Raw genomic sequence first — 16,287 nt, forward strand, 5'->3', positions numbered from 1 at the left:
TTAATTTATACTCAGAAAAGCATAATAAAGAGATCTAAAATCTTCATTTGGGTTTATATTTTATTGCTTTCTAAGAGAGTGTAAGCATAGCTTTGATCACGCCTGTTTCTGGTTTCAACCAGCTATCAAAATGGTTGGCAATGTCAGTAAATACAATTTTGTGGGTGATCCAAGGTGTTGTATCAATCTGTCTGTTTTCAATCATGTTGATAATCTGCTCGAAATCAGAAGGCAATGAATTCCGACTTGCCATAATTGTCAATTCCTTCTTGTGGAAAAACGGATCGTGGAAAGAAAAATCGCCAGGGAATAGTCCTACAAAAACGATCCGCCCTGCTGCTGCCGTAAAAGTCAGGGTATTTGACATGGAGTGCTTGTTTCCTGTTGCATCGATGACTACAGTCGGTAAGTTGCCATCAAACTGTGCTCTCAGTGAAGCTTCCGTCACTTCCACTTCAGCTACCCGAACTGTTCCGTCCACACCGATATGTTTCTGACAGAAATCAAGACGATTTTGGTTGATGTCCATCATCACGGTTCTGGCACCAGCTGCCATGGCAAACTGACATGCTCCCATTCCAATTGGACCAGCTCCGATTACGGCTACAGTATCTTCTCCTGTTACCTTAGCGCGGTTAACTGCATGACAACCAATACTCAAGGTTTCAACTAGTGCCAACTGGTCATAAGACAATATTTTAGAGGTATGTAGGTATTTTGCTGGGATTCTGAAGTATTCTCTCATACCCCCATCCTCATGTACCCCAAACACGGAGATATTCTCTCCACAATTAGTAAAACCTCTCTGTACAGCATGATCCTCTCTCTTATTGAAGTAAGGCTCCACTGAGCACTTGTCACCAACTTTTACATTCTCAACTCCTTTCCCTACTTTCAATACTTCTACTCCTAACTCATGCCCTAAAATTCTTGGGTAAGTAAAAAATGGTTGTTTGCCTGAATATGCATGCAAGTCTGTACCACAAATACCAATGCGGTGTACTTTAACAAGTGCTTCTCCTGCTTCCAGCTGATCACTGGGTGGCATCAATTCATTTACTTTAAATTGTCCTGGTTCGTTCAGTATAATCGCTTTCATGGTATGTTTTGCTTAGTGGTAAATAGCATCTGTGATCTTTTGGAAAATTTCTTCCGACAGCGCTCCCTTCTGCCAAAAGTCAATTGTGTTTTGGACCTGATAACTTTTTCTAGCTCCAATCACGACACGATCCGCTTCCTTCACCGACAACACATAACGAAGTCCTAGTTCTGCTATATCGATGCCCAGCTCATCTGCGATTGGTTTCACTTTGATGGCTACATCCACGTCACGGTTAGAGATCCATTCGTTGTTTGGTCGCTGCTCACAGTATTCCTCATATCTTCTGCCAAGTAAACCCATATGTAATGCAGAGGCTGCGTAATAGGCTATTCCCTTCTGCTGGAAATAGGGAATGTCTTTCTCAAAAGCACTCATGTTACAGGCGTCCATCTTAGTAAATCCTGACACTACCTCGAACAGTCCTGAATCGAGGAAAGGATAGAATTCATCTACCGGATTTCCGCCAACCCCAATCTTTCTAGCCCATCCTTTTTCCTTGATGTACCGAAGCGTCTCAATGATCTCGTCTTTGCGCTCAAATGGTACTAAATGTGGCTCATGAAGGAAAAGTAAATCCACTTGCTCCACTCCGATCGTTTCCAGACTACATTCCACACTTCTGATCATTCCCTCATGGGTATAATCCAGATGATATTCGTCTGCTTTTTCCGCAACAAGGCGACCTACTTTTGTACTGATGTAAGGCTTTTCACCTTTCCACTGTCTTAAAGCTTTTCCAAGAAACGCTTCTGCTCTGCTGTAAGAGGGTGCCGAGTCCATTGAAAGAATGCCATTTTCCAAGGCATAGAGGATACAATCAATGGATTCCTGTTCATCAACTGGTCCCCATACGCCACCCAAACCTGACGTTCCCAACACAAGGCGGGAACCATGTGAGAAAGCGTCGTTATCCTGATAGATATCCTGTTTGTAAACAGGTTTTACTGCTGTACTAATCATAAGGCTATATTCAGATGTTTTTTTCTTCCACTTCATTTTTCGGTACCAGTCCGTAGAATCGGATGGCATTTTCACCCAATACCTTTTCCCTGTCTGAAGGGTCTGTGAAGTAGGATTCTACAGCTTCCATCACATTCTTGTAGTCTCCGGCAAGGGTACATACCGGCCAGTCCGAACCGATCATCAGACGGTCTGTTCCGAAAGCTTCCACTACGATATCCAGGTAGTGATGTAACTGAGCTGGTGTCCAATTCTTCCAATCTGCTTCTGTCACCATACCAGACAGTTTGCAGTACACATTCGGGTTTTGTGCAATCAGCTGAATCTGAGATTTCCAAGGTTCCATTTGCCCCATTTTGATATCCGGCTTGGCAATATGGTCTATCACGAATGGCTGTTCTGGAAAACGCTTCACCAGTTCAATGGCATAAGGCAAATGTTTTGGAAAAATTAGCAGGTCATAAGTCAACCCGAATTCCTGCAGGGCTTCAATGCCTCTGACAAAGGCTTCACGCAGCATAAACTGATCGTCGTCTTCATCCTGCAAAACGTGTCTTACCCCCTTGAAATCCGAGAAGTTTGAAAAGTAGCTTAGCCTCTCTCTGATATTCGGGTGTGATAGGTTGACCCATCCCACAACGCCTAGCATAAATGGGTTGATACTTGACTCAGAAAGCAGGAACTGTGTTTCCTGTTCGCTTTGGCTTGCCTGTACAGCCACGCAACCTACATAGCCTGCCTGCTGCATTTCTGCCCACAGGGCTGCAGGAAGGAAGTCCCTTTTCAGTACCTCCATATCTTCACTAATCCAGGCATGTTCTTTCGGCGAATATTTCCATAGGTGATGATGTGCATCTATTTTTCTCATAGTATCCAGCTTTTTATTAGCCTTTTAATGGGTATCAGACTCCCTATACTGTTCAATTCTCAATTGGATTCATACAAACGTATAATTGACACCTATTTTGAACAAGTCAAACGTTTGCGCTAGCATTTAAAAGGTATTTATATATATTTATTGAATAGCATTTTTTTGGAAAATGAAGAGAAAAGAAAAGGTCACTATCAAAGACATTGCGAAGGAATTGGGCATTACGCCTTCATCTGTTTCAAGAGCCTTGAATGGTGGAAGCAAGATATCGGACAAGACAAGGGAAGCGGTCATTAGGTTAGCAGATGAATGGGGATACCGTCCTAACTTGATTGCACAGAACCTACAGAAGAGCCGTTCTGGTACTATTGGCGTGGTCATACCAGAATTCAATCACAACTTTTTCTCCATGATGCTACATGGTATTGAAGACAAGGCAAAGGAAATGGGATATCGGCTGCTAATAGAGAGTACAGGGCGTTCCTATGAGGTAGAAAAACAAGCTTGCTTTAAAATGGCTGCAGCAAAGGTGGATGGTCTGCTTATAGCCCTCTCACAGGATATGGAGGATTATGCTTACTTAAACGACATAACGGATGATGGTATACCCATCGTTCTGCTGGATCGCATCTGTGAAGATCTGGATGTGCCAGCAGTGATTACAGATGATTTTGCAGGGGCTTTTGAAGCTGTTCATTACCTACTGGAAGGGGGGCATGAGCAGGTGCTGCACCTTAAGGGAGAAGAAGGGATTTCAACGACTTTTAACCGCTATATGGGCTATGTAGAAGCCCATAAAAAGCATTCATTGGAGATCAACTCTGCTCTGATTATTCCTTATTCGGAAAAGGAACAGATTCAGGAAATGATTATTCATCGCCTATCGCAGGTCACCCGACCGACCGCCATTTTTGCCTGCAGTGATTACCTAGCTTTTATTGCTATGGAAACAGTCAAAAGTATCGGGTTACAGATTCCAGAAGATGTGTCTATAATCGGTTATGCTGATGAACCCATCACTGTTTATACCAGTCCAAAGCTGACCACCGTCAAGCAACCTTCTTATGAGATGGGGCAAAAAGCTGTAACATTGCTGTTTGATCCGATAGCCAAAGCCAATTCGCAATTGGTTAAGCTAGGCACTTCACTTATTCTGAGGGACAGCACACAACCCATTGTATCATAGAAAATGAAAGACCCGATCAATTGATCGGGTCTTTGTAAAATCTAGTCTAAAATAGAATTCTGGTTAGCCTGGTCTGTTTGCCAGAGGTCACCTTCAGGAAGTAGACCCCAGACCTGATGCCCTGGATCTGCTCACCGGATAAGGTGATCTGGTGCGTACCGGGCTTAAGGTCTTTCCGGATTTGTTGCCATACAATTTGTCCGGCAACATTGACCAACTGCATCTGGATATCCCCTGCTTCCGATTTTTGGAGCTCAATATTCAAATTCTTGATCTCACCTAACGGAACTGGATATACATTTACAGACAATACAGGTAAGTCATTTTCTTCAACACCAAATCTCGCTCCACTCCCTTGCCACGCAGACCAAAAATTCAGGTTCATCCCACTTTCTACCACTTCAATTCTGACGGTGTGTGTACCTGCCGATACATTTACATCCGTAATCGTAATGGTCTGATAGGTTTGCCATCCACCTGTATTACTTACCTGCTTGACCCCACTGACATCATTCCCATCCAATAGAATCTTGAATTTCCCATTGCCTGTATTTGATGCCGCCCTTATATAAAAATTATATAGCTGTGACACCGTAAAGTTGGCCGTATACTCCAACCACTCACCTGTTTCCATCCAGCCTACATTGTAGTCACCGTTGGCATCACCAGTTGTCTGCAAATCGACCCCTTGTGAACGATAAGCACCTCCATTATTACTAGCATCGGTATCATGATAGCCAATACCTTCACCTCCTTGATCATAATCCTCTGCCTCTATTCTTCCGGGAAGCGGCCAAGGGGTTCCTCCATAAGGGGTTTGTGCTACTACGGCTACATTGGTTACCTGCTCAAAATCAAGATTTGATGTCCAAGTGGTACCTTCTGGCCTTATACTGACTTTCCAAATGTAATTGCTACCCACCGTTGGTGCAGAAGGAAGGTTTACAGTCAAACTTGTCGTACCAGATCCTGCACTAACCGTTTTCTTGGCTGAAGCAATCCATTGGTTATCCCAGAACTCTACAATGATATCCCTGTTGGTACAGGCTGTATAGTTCACGTCAATCTGGTGGCTGGTCGTTTGTCCGATTTGGGTAGGCGGGTTGAATGCTACCTCATCCGTACAGCTGGTATCGTCCACCAGTTTCCAGACCCTTATCCAGTCGTATTTGGTGGAGCGGTCATCAGCGGAAGCAGTATCAAAGATGGTTTCATTTGCCGGGATGGGGTTCCAGTCATAGGTTTCAATCGCCATCTGCAGGAACATCTGCTCATTGAATGGCACATTCGGGATTACGGAGTACTGGTACACGCCATCCAGATAGAAGCGCGCCTCATTCGGGGATTTCCACCAGCAGCCATAAACAAAATACCGGCTGTTGGCTTTTGCAGGCATGGCAACCGACCCTTGAATCTGAACAGCATCCTGCACACAACCGGATGTCCGCTCAATCATATTGGAATGATAAATCTGATCCCATGTCTGCGCCCAAGTTGCCGTCTGGCTAGTGGTTTTGCCGATACATTCCTGGATATCCAATTCCAGTTTCTTGACTGTATTACAGTCACTTGGAGGGGTCATCAGCCAAAAGGTAGACGACATATTGGTGACGTTGGCCTTCATCCGGCACTCAAAGTACCAGCCTGCTTCGCCGGCATTCTTGGAGCGGACAATCCCGCCCCCGTGTGTCCAGGTTTTTCCGTTGACTGTTTTGGGCGTGCTGAACTTTTTGGTCAGTACTTTCAGGGCGCCACCTGCCACACTGACATTCTCCTCCTCAAAAAGTCCGGGTGCCCGACCGATCCATGTCCAGCCATTTCCGGTGGGGTTCTTGATCCATTTATCGGAGTTGAACCCGTTATTGAACTCATCAGACATATTGTTGACCTTCTGCCAAGCTTTTCCGTTGGGTTTCGGATCCTGACCAGCATTGAAGGTCGGTCCGTTTTGGGCAATGGCAGAACCTACTCCAAACAGCAGGATCCATACACCGATTAGCTTTTGTAACCGGTTTCTTGTAGTAAGCATTTTTTTAATGTTTGAAATAAATATTTGAGACAGAGAAGTCTCCTAAAATGATATGAATACGGATTTGTGTCACCTATCCAGAAGCCTGACACTTCCTTACTGAAGGACTCGTTATCAACCTGTTAAACGAAATAAACAGGTCATAATCAAGTCGGAATCAAATCCCTTACATAATCAAAATTAGAAGTGAGGGTGGAATGTGTTGTGCAAAAAACTAATGAAAATTCAGGGGTATAAATAAATTCTTATCCCGAAAAAAATTGTGTTTTGCCTGAGAATGAAAATGGTCGGGACTGCCATAAAAATAGATCAGAAATATATCGCCCACCCCCTGCTTTCCTTACCGATAACCACCTGCCTTTTCTGGATCAAGGCATTAATTTTAGGATCACGAAAATTGTATAAGACAAAAAATTTCAAAAGTGATGAATCTGTTTGCAAAACTTTCATTAATAAGTCTCCTCCCAATATCCTGCGCATGTGAGGAGGCTGCCAAAGTACCCGATATCGTAGAGGCGGAAACCCTCGAAATCACTTGCCCGGAAGATATTTTAGTGACCATTGCGTCCTCTGCGGGAGACCCGGTCGTTACCTACGAAACCTCCGCTGGCACAGACAACAGCGCTATCACAAAAATCCAAACTGCTGGCCTAGAATCCGGAGATACATTCCCGGAAGGAACCACTACCAATACCTTTGTGGTCAAGGATGAGGCGGGCAATTCAAGCACTTGCAGCTTTGAGGTCACCGTTGTTCGAGCAGCGCCCTCCAGTGACCAGCCTTACCTATTCGGTGAGGGGCTGACCATACCTGCCGGAAAAAAATGGGTCAAGGTGGAAGCGCTGTCTGATGAGTTTGATGGTGCATCCTTTGATGACACCAAATGGCACCGAAACCCCGAATCCGATGGATTTGGCTGGTACGGAAGGCCTCCCGCCTTGTTTGATCCTGCAAACGTAAGCGTCCGGGATGGCAACTTGTCGGTTGAGGTGTTGAAATACGCATCACCGGTCACTGTAAAGGGAAAAGAATGGACACACGGTGGAGGCATTGTCCGCTCAAAGGAGCCGGCTGGCCCGGGTCAGTACTATGAGTGCCGCATGCAGGCCAACAAAACTGTGATGTCTTCCACATTCTGGATTGCCTTTCAGTCCAATTGCAACAATGAGGTAAGAAAACTTGAACTGGATATTCAGGAGTGCGTTGGCCGGATACACAGTGGCACACACAGCTGGGCCAAAAACTTCGCCAATATCTATGCCTCCAACACGTGGAGACATCAAAGGGATTGTGACCCCGCTTATGATGTATCCAAGCAGTCCCCTGCAAAAACCGTCTTGACCGAACAGAACAACGCCCGGTATTTTGTGTACGGTTGCTGGTGGAAATCCCCGACCGAAATCCTGTTTTTCCTGGACGGCAAGTTCAGCCATTCCATTACCAATCCACCTGCCGATTTTGATATTGCGGGATATATCACGATGGCCATCGAAACCTATAACTGGAACCCGATTGATGAGGCCAATATTCTGGAATCCGGGTCTATTGAAGACAGAACCACCCGATATGACTGGGTCAGAACCTGGAAGTTAGCGGACAAATAAGCGTTTCGCTTTCCAGCTGGTCGCTAACCATCAAAAAAGGTCTAGCTTGGTTTGCCACAACTATCCGCTAGACCTTTTAAGGTTTTAACAAGAAAAGCTTTCCTTGATACAGGATCATCTACCTTTTAAGGAGGATTGTTGGGTAGTGTGATCCTGCTCTTGTGTTTCAGTTGCCTCTAAGGGCATCAGCGTGATCCCTTGAAACCTGAACTCGCGCCAATTCCCATCATCGACCGGCTGAATAGTTAAAGTATATTTTCCAGGTTTTGAAATTTGAATGGTGCCCACCTCATTTGATTCCGGAGTCTTAGGATTTTGAGTCGCTTCAATTTTGGAAGTGACCGTATTGCCTGCAATATCAATTTTGTATGTGCCTCCGGCAGATGGTTGGCTTTCCCAATTGTTCGCTTTATTGCCAGCCGCGTAAATAGCGCTCAACTTGTACTTTCCGGGTGTGTTTATGATCAGCTCAATTGACAAGTTATCTTTCGGGTCCGTCCAGTCCGCCACCCACAGGGTATTCTGAATTCCGTGGTAATAAATAGAGGGTTTGCCGCCATGTATGGTCATGGCACGACAATTTATTTCTAATCGCCCATCCCTGTACTGCCGTTGGGTTTTATCTACTGCATATCCTTCTTCCACTTCCACTTCAATAACGGAAACAGCCTTGTCATTCAGATAGGAAGGCCAGCGCAGTGAAAGGGTTTCCTTGTTGTACTCATACTTTACAGGGACCTTTCCTTTCTTGGTTAACAGGTTGACCTGATTGATTTTTGCCGATAACCCTTCCAATTGGATTTGGCCTATGTCAGTATTGTGAATGTGCAAAAATAACTTTCCAGGCTTTTTGGAAACGGTTCCCCAATCAAAAGTACGTGGCCAAAATGGGCTGGCAGTACTGCCATACACAGCATCGCCATTGATCTGAAGCCACTCACCAACCTGCAAAAGACGTTCTTGCATAATGACGGGTATCCGTCCATCAGCTGTTGGTCCCACGCATAACAGGAAGTTGCCACCGCCTCCCACCACACCGCTAAGCGTGCGGATCAGTTCATCCCGGGAGTCGTAGTCATAGATATTCTCCATGCGGTTGTAGCCATAGCTGTTACCTATGCCCCGGTCTTCTTGCCAAGGGTGTTCAGGCGAGGTGTATTTTCCGGCCCCATATTCACTTTCGAAAACGTCGCCATAGCTGCCACGGGCGGGTTTTCCCCATCGGTCATTGGTCACGACATACTCTTTTACTGCCGATTCCGTGTACAACCAATGGGCCAGCTCCTCGCTGCGCCAATGCCTGTAGCTCATCCAATCGCCATCCAAAAAGATATGCCAAGGCTTATACCTGTTCACCACCTCCTTAAACTTAGGGTGGTACCATTCTTTCACAAAGCGATCCCTATCGTTTTCCCACCAAGGGTGATACCATTCAATTAGCGAGTAATATATACCCATTTTCAACCCCTGCTTCTCGCCTGCTTCCTTCAGCTCACCTATGATATCACGCTTTGGTCCTGCGACCATGCTATTCCAATCTTTCCGGCCAATGGTTTCCGCATAATCAGTTGGATACATGGCAAACCCATCGTGGTAGTTGGCTGTGGTCACGACATATTTTGCCCCAGACTTCTTGAAAATTTCACACCAGTAGTCAGGGTCCCATAATTCAGCGGTGAACCGATCGGCAAATTGCGTGTAATCGAAATCCTGCCCATAAGCCCGTTGATGAAACGCCTTGACTGCGCTTTCATGTTGACTTCTTTTCCAATACCATTCGGCATATCCTTTGGGAACATACGAGGGCACTGAATACAGCCCCCATGTCACGAATATGCCCACCTTGGCTTCGTTGAACCAGCCAGGGATCGGGCGTTGGTAAATAGTCTCAAAAGTTGGGTTGCCAACTTGGGCGTAGCTATCTATGCTACTGCCCAAAAGGCATCCAATCATTAAAAAAATAGCGTTCTTCAAGTTATTCATGTCAATCGTTGTCAACAGTATTTCTACCACAATAGGCGAGCTCCACCGCAATAGGGTTTACTCTATTTCCATCAGGGTATTTTCCTCTTCTTCTTTCACTTCCTGTTTCAGGAATTGTGACGGAGGAATTCCAAACTCTTTTTTGAAACAATTTCTGAAGTATTTCAAGTCATTGAACCCAACTTCATAGGTCACATCACTAACACTGTATCGACCTAACTTTAACATCTGAGCGGCTCTCTTGAGCCTGATATTCCGGATAAACCCTTTGGCCGTCTGGCCTGTGAGCGCCTTGAGCTTTTGGTTAAGTCTCAGAGGGGTTGCCCCGTACTCCATGGCTAACTTCTCGACTGTGAACTCAGAGTCTGAGATATTCTCTTCCACGATCTTGACCAGTCGGTTGATAAAACGCTCATCAATGCTGGTAAAGGCAATTTCACTAGGCTGAATCTCGAAGTTAGTCCTGAAACGCTTCTGCTGGCTGCTTCTGTTTTCGATAATCGCATGAATCCTTGCCAGAAGCAGCGCCGTATTGAACGGCTTGGTTACGTAGGCATCCACGCCATATTCATACCCTTTCTGCTTACTTTCCTTGGAGCTTTTGGCCGTCAGCAACACAACCGGCAAATGGCAAAGCTGATCGTCGTCCCGCATTTGCTGCACAAGTTCATAACCGTCCATTACCGGCATCATCACATCCGAAACCACCAGCTGCGGCATTTTTTCACGTGCCAGCGACAATCCTTTTTCACCATCCTCAGCCAGATAAACAATGTAGTTTTCTTCCAGAATCCCTTTCAGCATATCACGGATAGCCGCATTGTCATCCACCACCAGGATTTTAGGTTTGGTTACCTTTTCTTCTTCTTCCTCCTCGTGGTTTTCAATGTCCACTGCAGAAAGGTGAAGAGGTGAGGTGGTCTGCTCAAGCTGGTCCTGCTGGTAGATAGCCCCGGACAGTGGAATTTCAATGAAGAATGTCGTGCCGACACCTGGCTCACTTTCAAACGTAATCTTGCCGTGGTGCAGCTCCACCAGGCTCTTGGTGAAAGCCAGCCCGATACCGGTCCCCCTGTTCTTGGCTGATTCCAGGTTCTGCACCTGATAGAAGCGGTCAAAGAGGTTGACTTGCTTCTCAAGCGGTATCCCGATGCCCGTGTCCTTGACGACCACTTTGGCCCAACCCTCTTCTTCCCTTACTGAGATGCTTACTTTACCCTGCGGGGTAAACTTGATGGCATTGGAGAGCAGGTTATAGAAGATCTTTTCCAGCTTATCGATATCCATATATCCATAGATAGGCTCATCTTCAATATGGCATTCTAAATCAAGCTTGGCGTGTGTCGCCAGCTCACGGAACGCCTGGTGCACCTGGCTTACGAAGGTGGCCCAGTTGCCTCTGGACAACTGCAATTTCATTTTGCCTTGCTCTACTTTGCGGAAATCCAGCAGCTGGTCCACCATCCTGATCAGGCGTTGCACATTGTTGGAAATCAACTGGTAAGACTTTTGTTTTTCCTCCTGGCTGATCTCCGACCCTTTCCTGATCAACCGCTCTATCGGGGTGTTGATCAGGGTAAGCGGTGTTCTGAGCTCATGCGAAATATTGGTGAAGAACTGCATTTTCAGTTGGCTCAGGTCCTCTAGTTTTTCCCGCTCCAACTTTTCGAGTTCCAATTGGTTTTTCTTTCTCGCCGTAATCAAGGAGTATTTCGAGAAGAAATAGGCGGCAGCTATAAACAGCACCACATAGGTGATCATTGCCCACCAGGTCCACCACCAGGGCGGCATGACCTCGATCTTAAGGGAAAGCACTTCCGGGTTCCATACATTGTCGCCATTGGCTCCTTTCACTAGCAAGGTATAACTTCCTGGAGGAATATTGGTGTATTTGGCTTCTCTCTGAAATGCATCTGCATAAACCCACTCCTTATCAAAACCTTCCAATTTATACTTATAACGGTTTTTATCTGGAGCTCCATAATGAAGGTTCGAAAACTGAACAGAAAAACTGTTTTGTGCATATGTCAGACTAATTTTATCAGTTTCACTTATCGCTTTGTTGAGAATTGTTCTACCATCAAATGATTCATTAACCTCTATCTGCTTATTTAATACACGCAGGTTGGTAAAAGTTAGCTGCCCTACGGTATGATCATCTACTATTTCATGCGGAAAGAAAGTATTAAATCCATTTACACCTCCAAAAAGGAGTGTTCCATCATGTCTCTTTAATACTGCTAGTTCTCCAAACTCATTATCCTGTAATCCATCACTCACATCATAATTGATAACAGCCCTTGTTTTAAGATTAATTTTAGATAGACCATGATTACTACCAACCCAAAGGTTACCATAATTATCTTCTTCGATTGATTTAATGACATTGCTTGGCAAGCCATCTTTTGTACTCAGGTAGTTAAATGTTATCTGCTCTCCATTCAGTTTTACAATATTCAATCCCCCTCCCATAGTTCCTACCCATACCTCACCATTGGAAGCTTCAAAAATTGGAAGCACATAGTCATAGCTAAGTGAATTTTCGCCTTGATTTGATCTGAAAAGCTTGATACTAGGATTTTCTTTCAACTTTTCAGATTCCTTGATCAAAGCCAATCCTTTATCTGTACCAACCCAAACATTGCCTTCACTATCAGTGATTACCTTTCTGACGATCTCTGCATTTTCATTCCCTGTATTTTCTAATACAATTTGTGGGTTTGACCAATGTATTTCACCATCATAGAAATGTCCTCTGAACAATCCCCCTCCATACGTTCCCATCCATAGTAGTGAATCGCCCTCTGCCTCAATAGAGAAAACAGCATTCGTATTAATATCCGGACTGAAAATATAAGCCTGCTTGTTTTGTTCAAACCGTGAAACTTCTCCTTTTGGAATTGCCAAAGCTTTAGATGGATATCCTACCCCAATGATGATTTTCCCTCTCCATTCAGCAAAGTCATAAACTATATTCTGAGACTTTAAGTCTAACGAAACATCGATATTCTTATAACCAGTATATAATGATTCATTATTCTCATTAGGTAAATAACTGATACCTCCTCCTTCTGTTCCTATCCACAAGTTATGATCACTATCCTCAAAAATTGCTCGTATTTCATTATAGGATAGACTACCATTTTCAGGTGATTTCTTAATATGCTTAAATCGCTTCCTACGTGGATTATATTTATTGATACCTCCGCCATTGGTTCCTATCCAAATAATGCCTGTACGGTCTTCGTAAATATCCTTGATCAGGTTCTTACTGATACTGTGTTCATCATAAATGTTATTCTTAAAATGCCCCACTTCTTCTAGGTCTCGATTTTCAGAGGATGGCCTTAGGAGATAGAGTCCATCCTCTGTTCCTGCCCATACCGTTCCATAAGAATCAAGTTTCATCCTATTACTCTTAAGGTTCGATATTTTATTTAAGGTAGGATTTGCACTATTAACCAATTCAAACACACCATCAAAATAAGCAATATACAAGCCCTTTTCTGATTTACAGATAGCATAAACACTGTTTTCACCACTTTTTAGGAAAGTCTTGAAGACACCATATCGTTGCCCGTCTTTGGGTTCTTCAAACTTCTGTAAGCCCTTTCTGTTACCAACCCAAAGTTCACCATCTTTATCACAATACAAGGTATTAATAATGCTGGAGGTAAGACTTTCTGGATTGTGAGGATTATGATAGTATTTCTTTACTTCTAACTCATTTGAATTTAATGAAGCTTTATCGATACAGTTCAACCCCTTAATGTTACCAAACCATAGGTTGCCTTTTCCATCTAGAGTCATAGAAGATACATGGTTTGATGTAAACAGGTTCGGTGAAGAAGCTGTATTTTCAAATGAAGTAAATGTTTCCGTTTTCCAATCAAAGCGGTTTACACCTGCATTGGCAGTTCCTATCCAAATATTTCCATACTCATCTTCTAGTATCTTATGTATAAGGTTAGAGGACAAGTCATGGGTATCCATTCTATAGTTTGTAAAGGCATAACCATCAAATGTACTGAAACCATCATCAGTACCAATCCAAAGGATACCTCTGCTATCTTGGAATATACAGTTTACATCATTTTGTGATAACCCCTCTACAGTAGTATAATGCTCAAAGACCATTATACGGTCCTTTGCATATAATATTGAGGAGAACAAAAACTGTATTAGTAGAAAGCACAACCCAAATTCCGTTATTCTTGTATTCATTTTCATATGTTGCTATTGGGGTAATAGGTTGTCAAGTAAAAAGCAATGTGTGTATATGTCGGGCATTTGAAATCACCCTTAAATTATGATTGAAAATTATACAAATACCTATTTTAATACAATCTCAAAGAGCCTACTATTAAAAATACCCCCTCTACTACGATCTTTTTACCCCCTCAGTAGTAATAAAACGTGTGTTTTACACTATAAAATTACCCTACTAAAATTTAGCCATCCAACCCATTTTATTCAGCATTTCATTTATTATAAATGAATGAATATTCACTATGTACATTCTTTTACCTTTTTGGAAACATCTTGACATAAGCAGTTAGAGCTATTTTTCGCAACAAAAAGGGTACATCCAATTTTCACCCTTTATTCAATGAGATAATTACTAATTACCCAATTCGGTTTACTCTAAATTTGATCATAATCAAAAACCAAAAGAGCTGCTCATAGCAATGGGCTCAAATCCATTGTTACTCCTATCCTGATTCACAGACTGAGGGAGCACGCATAAAAATAAATACCCTATGAGAAAGGCAGTACTAACAATTTTAACTGCACTACTTTGTGCCTGTTCTACTGAACAGAAAACAATCAAAAAAGATCCGGTGCAGTTTCAGGCAAACTGGGAATCGCTTCAGCAATACGAAATTCCCACTTGGTTTCAGGATGCAAAACTTGGCATCTTTATTCACTGGGGTCCATATTCTGTTCCAGCTTTTGGATCAGAATGGTACCCACGACTAATGTATATGGATAGTGTTGTTTGGGATCCTTCTGGTATAGCAAAGACTCAGAAACCTTCGGGAGTTTATCAGCACCATATAAATACTTATGGTAATCCAGGTGAATTTGGCTATAAAGACTTTGTCCCAATGTTCAAAGGTGAAAACTTCAATGCCAAAGAATGGATTGAAATCTTTGAAAAAGCGGGGGCTAAATACATTGTTCCTGTAGCAGAACATCATGACGGTTTTGCCATGTATAAGTCCAACTATACTCGTTGGAACTCAGTGGAAATGGGACCTAAAAAAGATATTTTAGGCGAACTAACAAAAGAAGCTCATGAGCGGGGCCTCAAGATTGGAGCATCTTCCCACTTTGCCTTCAACTGGAACTACTATACTTATAAGAAGGGCTTTGATACGATGGACCCTACATATTCTGATCTTTATAGCAGACCTCACGATCACTATGCCCCTGCTGATAAAGAGTTTCTGGAGCTTTGGTGGAACCGCACCAAGGATATTATTGACCAATACCAGCCAGATATACTATGGTTTGACTTTTATATGGACCGTGATGAATTTACACCATATCACCCAAAAATGGCGGCCTATTACTACAACAAAAGTGCTGAATGGGACAAACCAGTGGTATTGCAAAGCAAAAACTTTGGTAAGATCACTTTCCCTGAAGGAACTAATGTCTATGATATAGAAAGAGGTAAAATGTCAGATATAAGAAAAGAAACTTGGCAAACAGATACTTCTATCGGTAAGAATTCATGGTCTTACGTAAGTAATTGGGAGTCCAAAGAAGTCAATACACTAATTGACGATCTGGTGGATATTGTTAGTAAAAATGGTTGTCTGCTACTGAATGTGGGGCCGAAAGCTGATGGCACTATCCCTGAAGATCAACAGAAAATTCTTTTTGCGATGGGTGATTGGCTTAAAGTAAATGGAAATGCCATATATGGGACCAGACCTTGGAAAATATTTGGAGAAGGTCCTACTAAAGTAGCGACAGGGCATCATACAGAAGGCTCTAACGAAAACTTGACTGCTGATGACTTTAGGTTTACGACAAAAGATGGTAAGCTATACGCGATCGCCATGGATTGGACAGATAAGGGGTATGTGGTTATTCCTGCAGTTAGTTCTAAATCAAAATATATTACCTCTGGCGTAAAAAATGTGAAGCTACTTGGGCACAATGCATTGCTTCAATGGAAACAAACAGAGAATGGGTTAAGAATTGACCTTCCTGACCAAAAGCCTTGTGAGTATGCTTTTGCGTTTGAAATTGAATTTAATGGAGAAGGCGTTTTGGCATGGGCAACTTCAAAATAATCAACGATCATATTTGGTAGTAAGAGCTTTTCGCTTCTGACTTTGGAAGCGGAAGCTCTTTTCTAGACTAAAGGCAAAGACTATAAGTTATTCAAAATATACTGTCAACAAAGCGATGAAGTTATGTGTTAATTGCTTCAATGTGTGTTATATGTGGATATAAAAGAGAGGACTAAGTCCTCTTCTTTTATTATATCTATCTTGAATGTAGATCAATATAAATGCTTTTCCCTGACAAAAATGA

General features: G+C 43.2%; 9 protein-coding genes. 3 read left to right on the forward strand and 6 right to left on the reverse strand.

Annotated features, from left to right (window positions below; translation table 11 throughout):
- Positions 1-70 precede the first annotated feature (70 nt).
- From V6R21_RS00835 to V6R21_RS00845, 3 genes are read right to left on the reverse strand one after another with little or no spacing between them, the layout of a single operon-like run.
- Positions 71-1,099, reverse strand: a complete 1,029-nt coding sequence (locus tag V6R21_RS00835; RefSeq protein ID WP_334240003.1) for a zinc-binding alcohol dehydrogenase family protein — start codon at positions 1,097-1,099, stop codon at positions 71-73.
- 12 nt (positions 1,100-1,111) lie between these two features.
- Positions 1,112-2,062, reverse strand: coding sequence for an aldo/keto reductase (locus tag V6R21_RS00840; RefSeq protein ID WP_334240005.1), 951 nt, complete (start codon positions 2,060-2,062; stop codon positions 1,112-1,114).
- 10 nt (positions 2,063-2,072) lie between these two features.
- Positions 2,073-2,930 carry an amidohydrolase family protein gene (locus V6R21_RS00845; protein ID WP_334240007.1) on the reverse strand — a complete coding sequence of 286 codons (858 nt, stop codon included), beginning with the start codon at positions 2,928-2,930 and terminating at the stop codon, positions 2,073-2,075.
- Positions 2,931-3,102: 172 nt separating this feature from the next.
- Here V6R21_RS00845 and V6R21_RS00850 point away from each other — a divergent pair, with 172 nt between their 5' ends.
- The gene (locus V6R21_RS00850) at positions 3,103-4,119 is read left to right on the forward strand and encodes a LacI family DNA-binding transcriptional regulator (protein WP_334240008.1); all 1,017 of its coding nucleotides are present in this window, start codon (positions 3,103-3,105) and stop codon (positions 4,117-4,119) included.
- A gap of 46 nt (positions 4,120-4,165) precedes the next feature.
- Here the strand turns inward: V6R21_RS00850 and V6R21_RS00855 are convergent, their stop codons facing one another.
- Positions 4,166-6,148: a carbohydrate-binding protein gene (locus V6R21_RS00855; RefSeq protein WP_334240010.1), complete on the reverse strand. Its 1,983-nt coding sequence runs from the start codon at positions 6,146-6,148 to the stop codon at positions 4,166-4,168.
- A gap of 425 nt (positions 6,149-6,573) precedes the next feature.
- Here V6R21_RS00855 and V6R21_RS00860 point away from each other — a divergent pair, with 425 nt between their 5' ends.
- Positions 6,574-7,752 (forward strand): HYR domain-containing protein, encoded by a 1,179-nt coding sequence (locus V6R21_RS00860; RefSeq protein WP_334240012.1) that lies wholly within the window; start codon positions 6,574-6,576, stop codon positions 7,750-7,752.
- Between the two features lie 114 nt (positions 7,753-7,866).
- On the opposite strand, the gene V6R21_RS00865 is transcribed toward V6R21_RS00860, so the two are convergent.
- Together V6R21_RS00865 and V6R21_RS00870 are read right to left on the reverse strand one after the other, a co-directional pair.
- Positions 7,867-9,735 carry an alpha-L-fucosidase gene (locus V6R21_RS00865; RefSeq protein WP_334240014.1) on the reverse strand — a complete coding sequence of 623 codons (1,869 nt, stop codon included), beginning with the start codon at positions 9,733-9,735 and terminating at the stop codon, positions 7,867-7,869.
- A 57-nt stretch (positions 9,736-9,792) separates the two neighbouring features.
- Positions 9,793-13,959 carry a two-component regulator propeller domain-containing protein gene (locus V6R21_RS00870; protein ID WP_334240016.1) on the reverse strand — a complete coding sequence of 1,389 codons (4,167 nt, stop codon included), beginning with the start codon at positions 13,957-13,959 and terminating at the stop codon, positions 9,793-9,795.
- Between the two features lie 536 nt (positions 13,960-14,495).
- Here V6R21_RS00870 and V6R21_RS00875 point away from each other — a divergent pair.
- Positions 14,496-16,043, forward strand: a complete 1,548-nt coding sequence (locus tag V6R21_RS00875; RefSeq protein ID WP_334240018.1) for an alpha-L-fucosidase — start codon at positions 14,496-14,498, stop codon at positions 16,041-16,043.
- Positions 16,044-16,287: the final 244 nt, after the last annotated feature.

This window comes from Limibacter armeniacum (assembly GCF_036880985.1).
In the GTDB taxonomy this organism is placed as follows: Bacteria; Bacteroidota; Bacteroidia; order Cytophagales; family Flammeovirgaceae; genus Limibacter; species Limibacter armeniacum.

Bases quoted from the DNA above. Each gene is read 5' to 3' on its own strand.
- V6R21_RS00855 (WP_334240010.1), bottom strand. From the start codon at position 6,148: ATGCTTACTACAAGAAACCGGTTACAAAAGCTAATCGGTGTATGGATC.
- V6R21_RS00835 (WP_334240003.1), bottom strand. From the start codon at position 1,099: ATGAAAGCGATTATACTGAACGAACCAGGACAATTTAAAGTAAATGAA.
- V6R21_RS00845 (WP_334240007.1), bottom strand. From the start codon at position 2,930: ATGAGAAAAATAGATGCACATCATCACCTATGGAAATATTCGCCGAAA.
- V6R21_RS00860 (WP_334240012.1), top strand. From the start codon at position 6,574: ATGAATCTGTTTGCAAAACTTTCATTAATAAGTCTCCTCCCAATATCC.
- V6R21_RS00875 (WP_334240018.1), top strand. From the start codon at position 14,496: ATGAGAAAGGCAGTACTAACAATTTTAACTGCACTACTTTGTGCCTGT.
- V6R21_RS00870 (WP_334240016.1), bottom strand. From the start codon at position 13,959: ATGAATACAAGAATAACGGAATTTGGGTTGTGCTTTCTACTAATACAG.
- V6R21_RS00865 (WP_334240014.1), bottom strand. From the start codon at position 9,735: ATGAATAACTTGAAGAACGCTATTTTTTTAATGATTGGATGCCTTTTG.
- V6R21_RS00840 (WP_334240005.1), bottom strand. From the start codon at position 2,062: ATGATTAGTACAGCAGTAAAACCTGTTTACAAACAGGATATCTATCAG.
- V6R21_RS00850 (WP_334240008.1), top strand. From the start codon at position 3,103: ATGAAGAGAAAAGAAAAGGTCACTATCAAAGACATTGCGAAGGAATTG.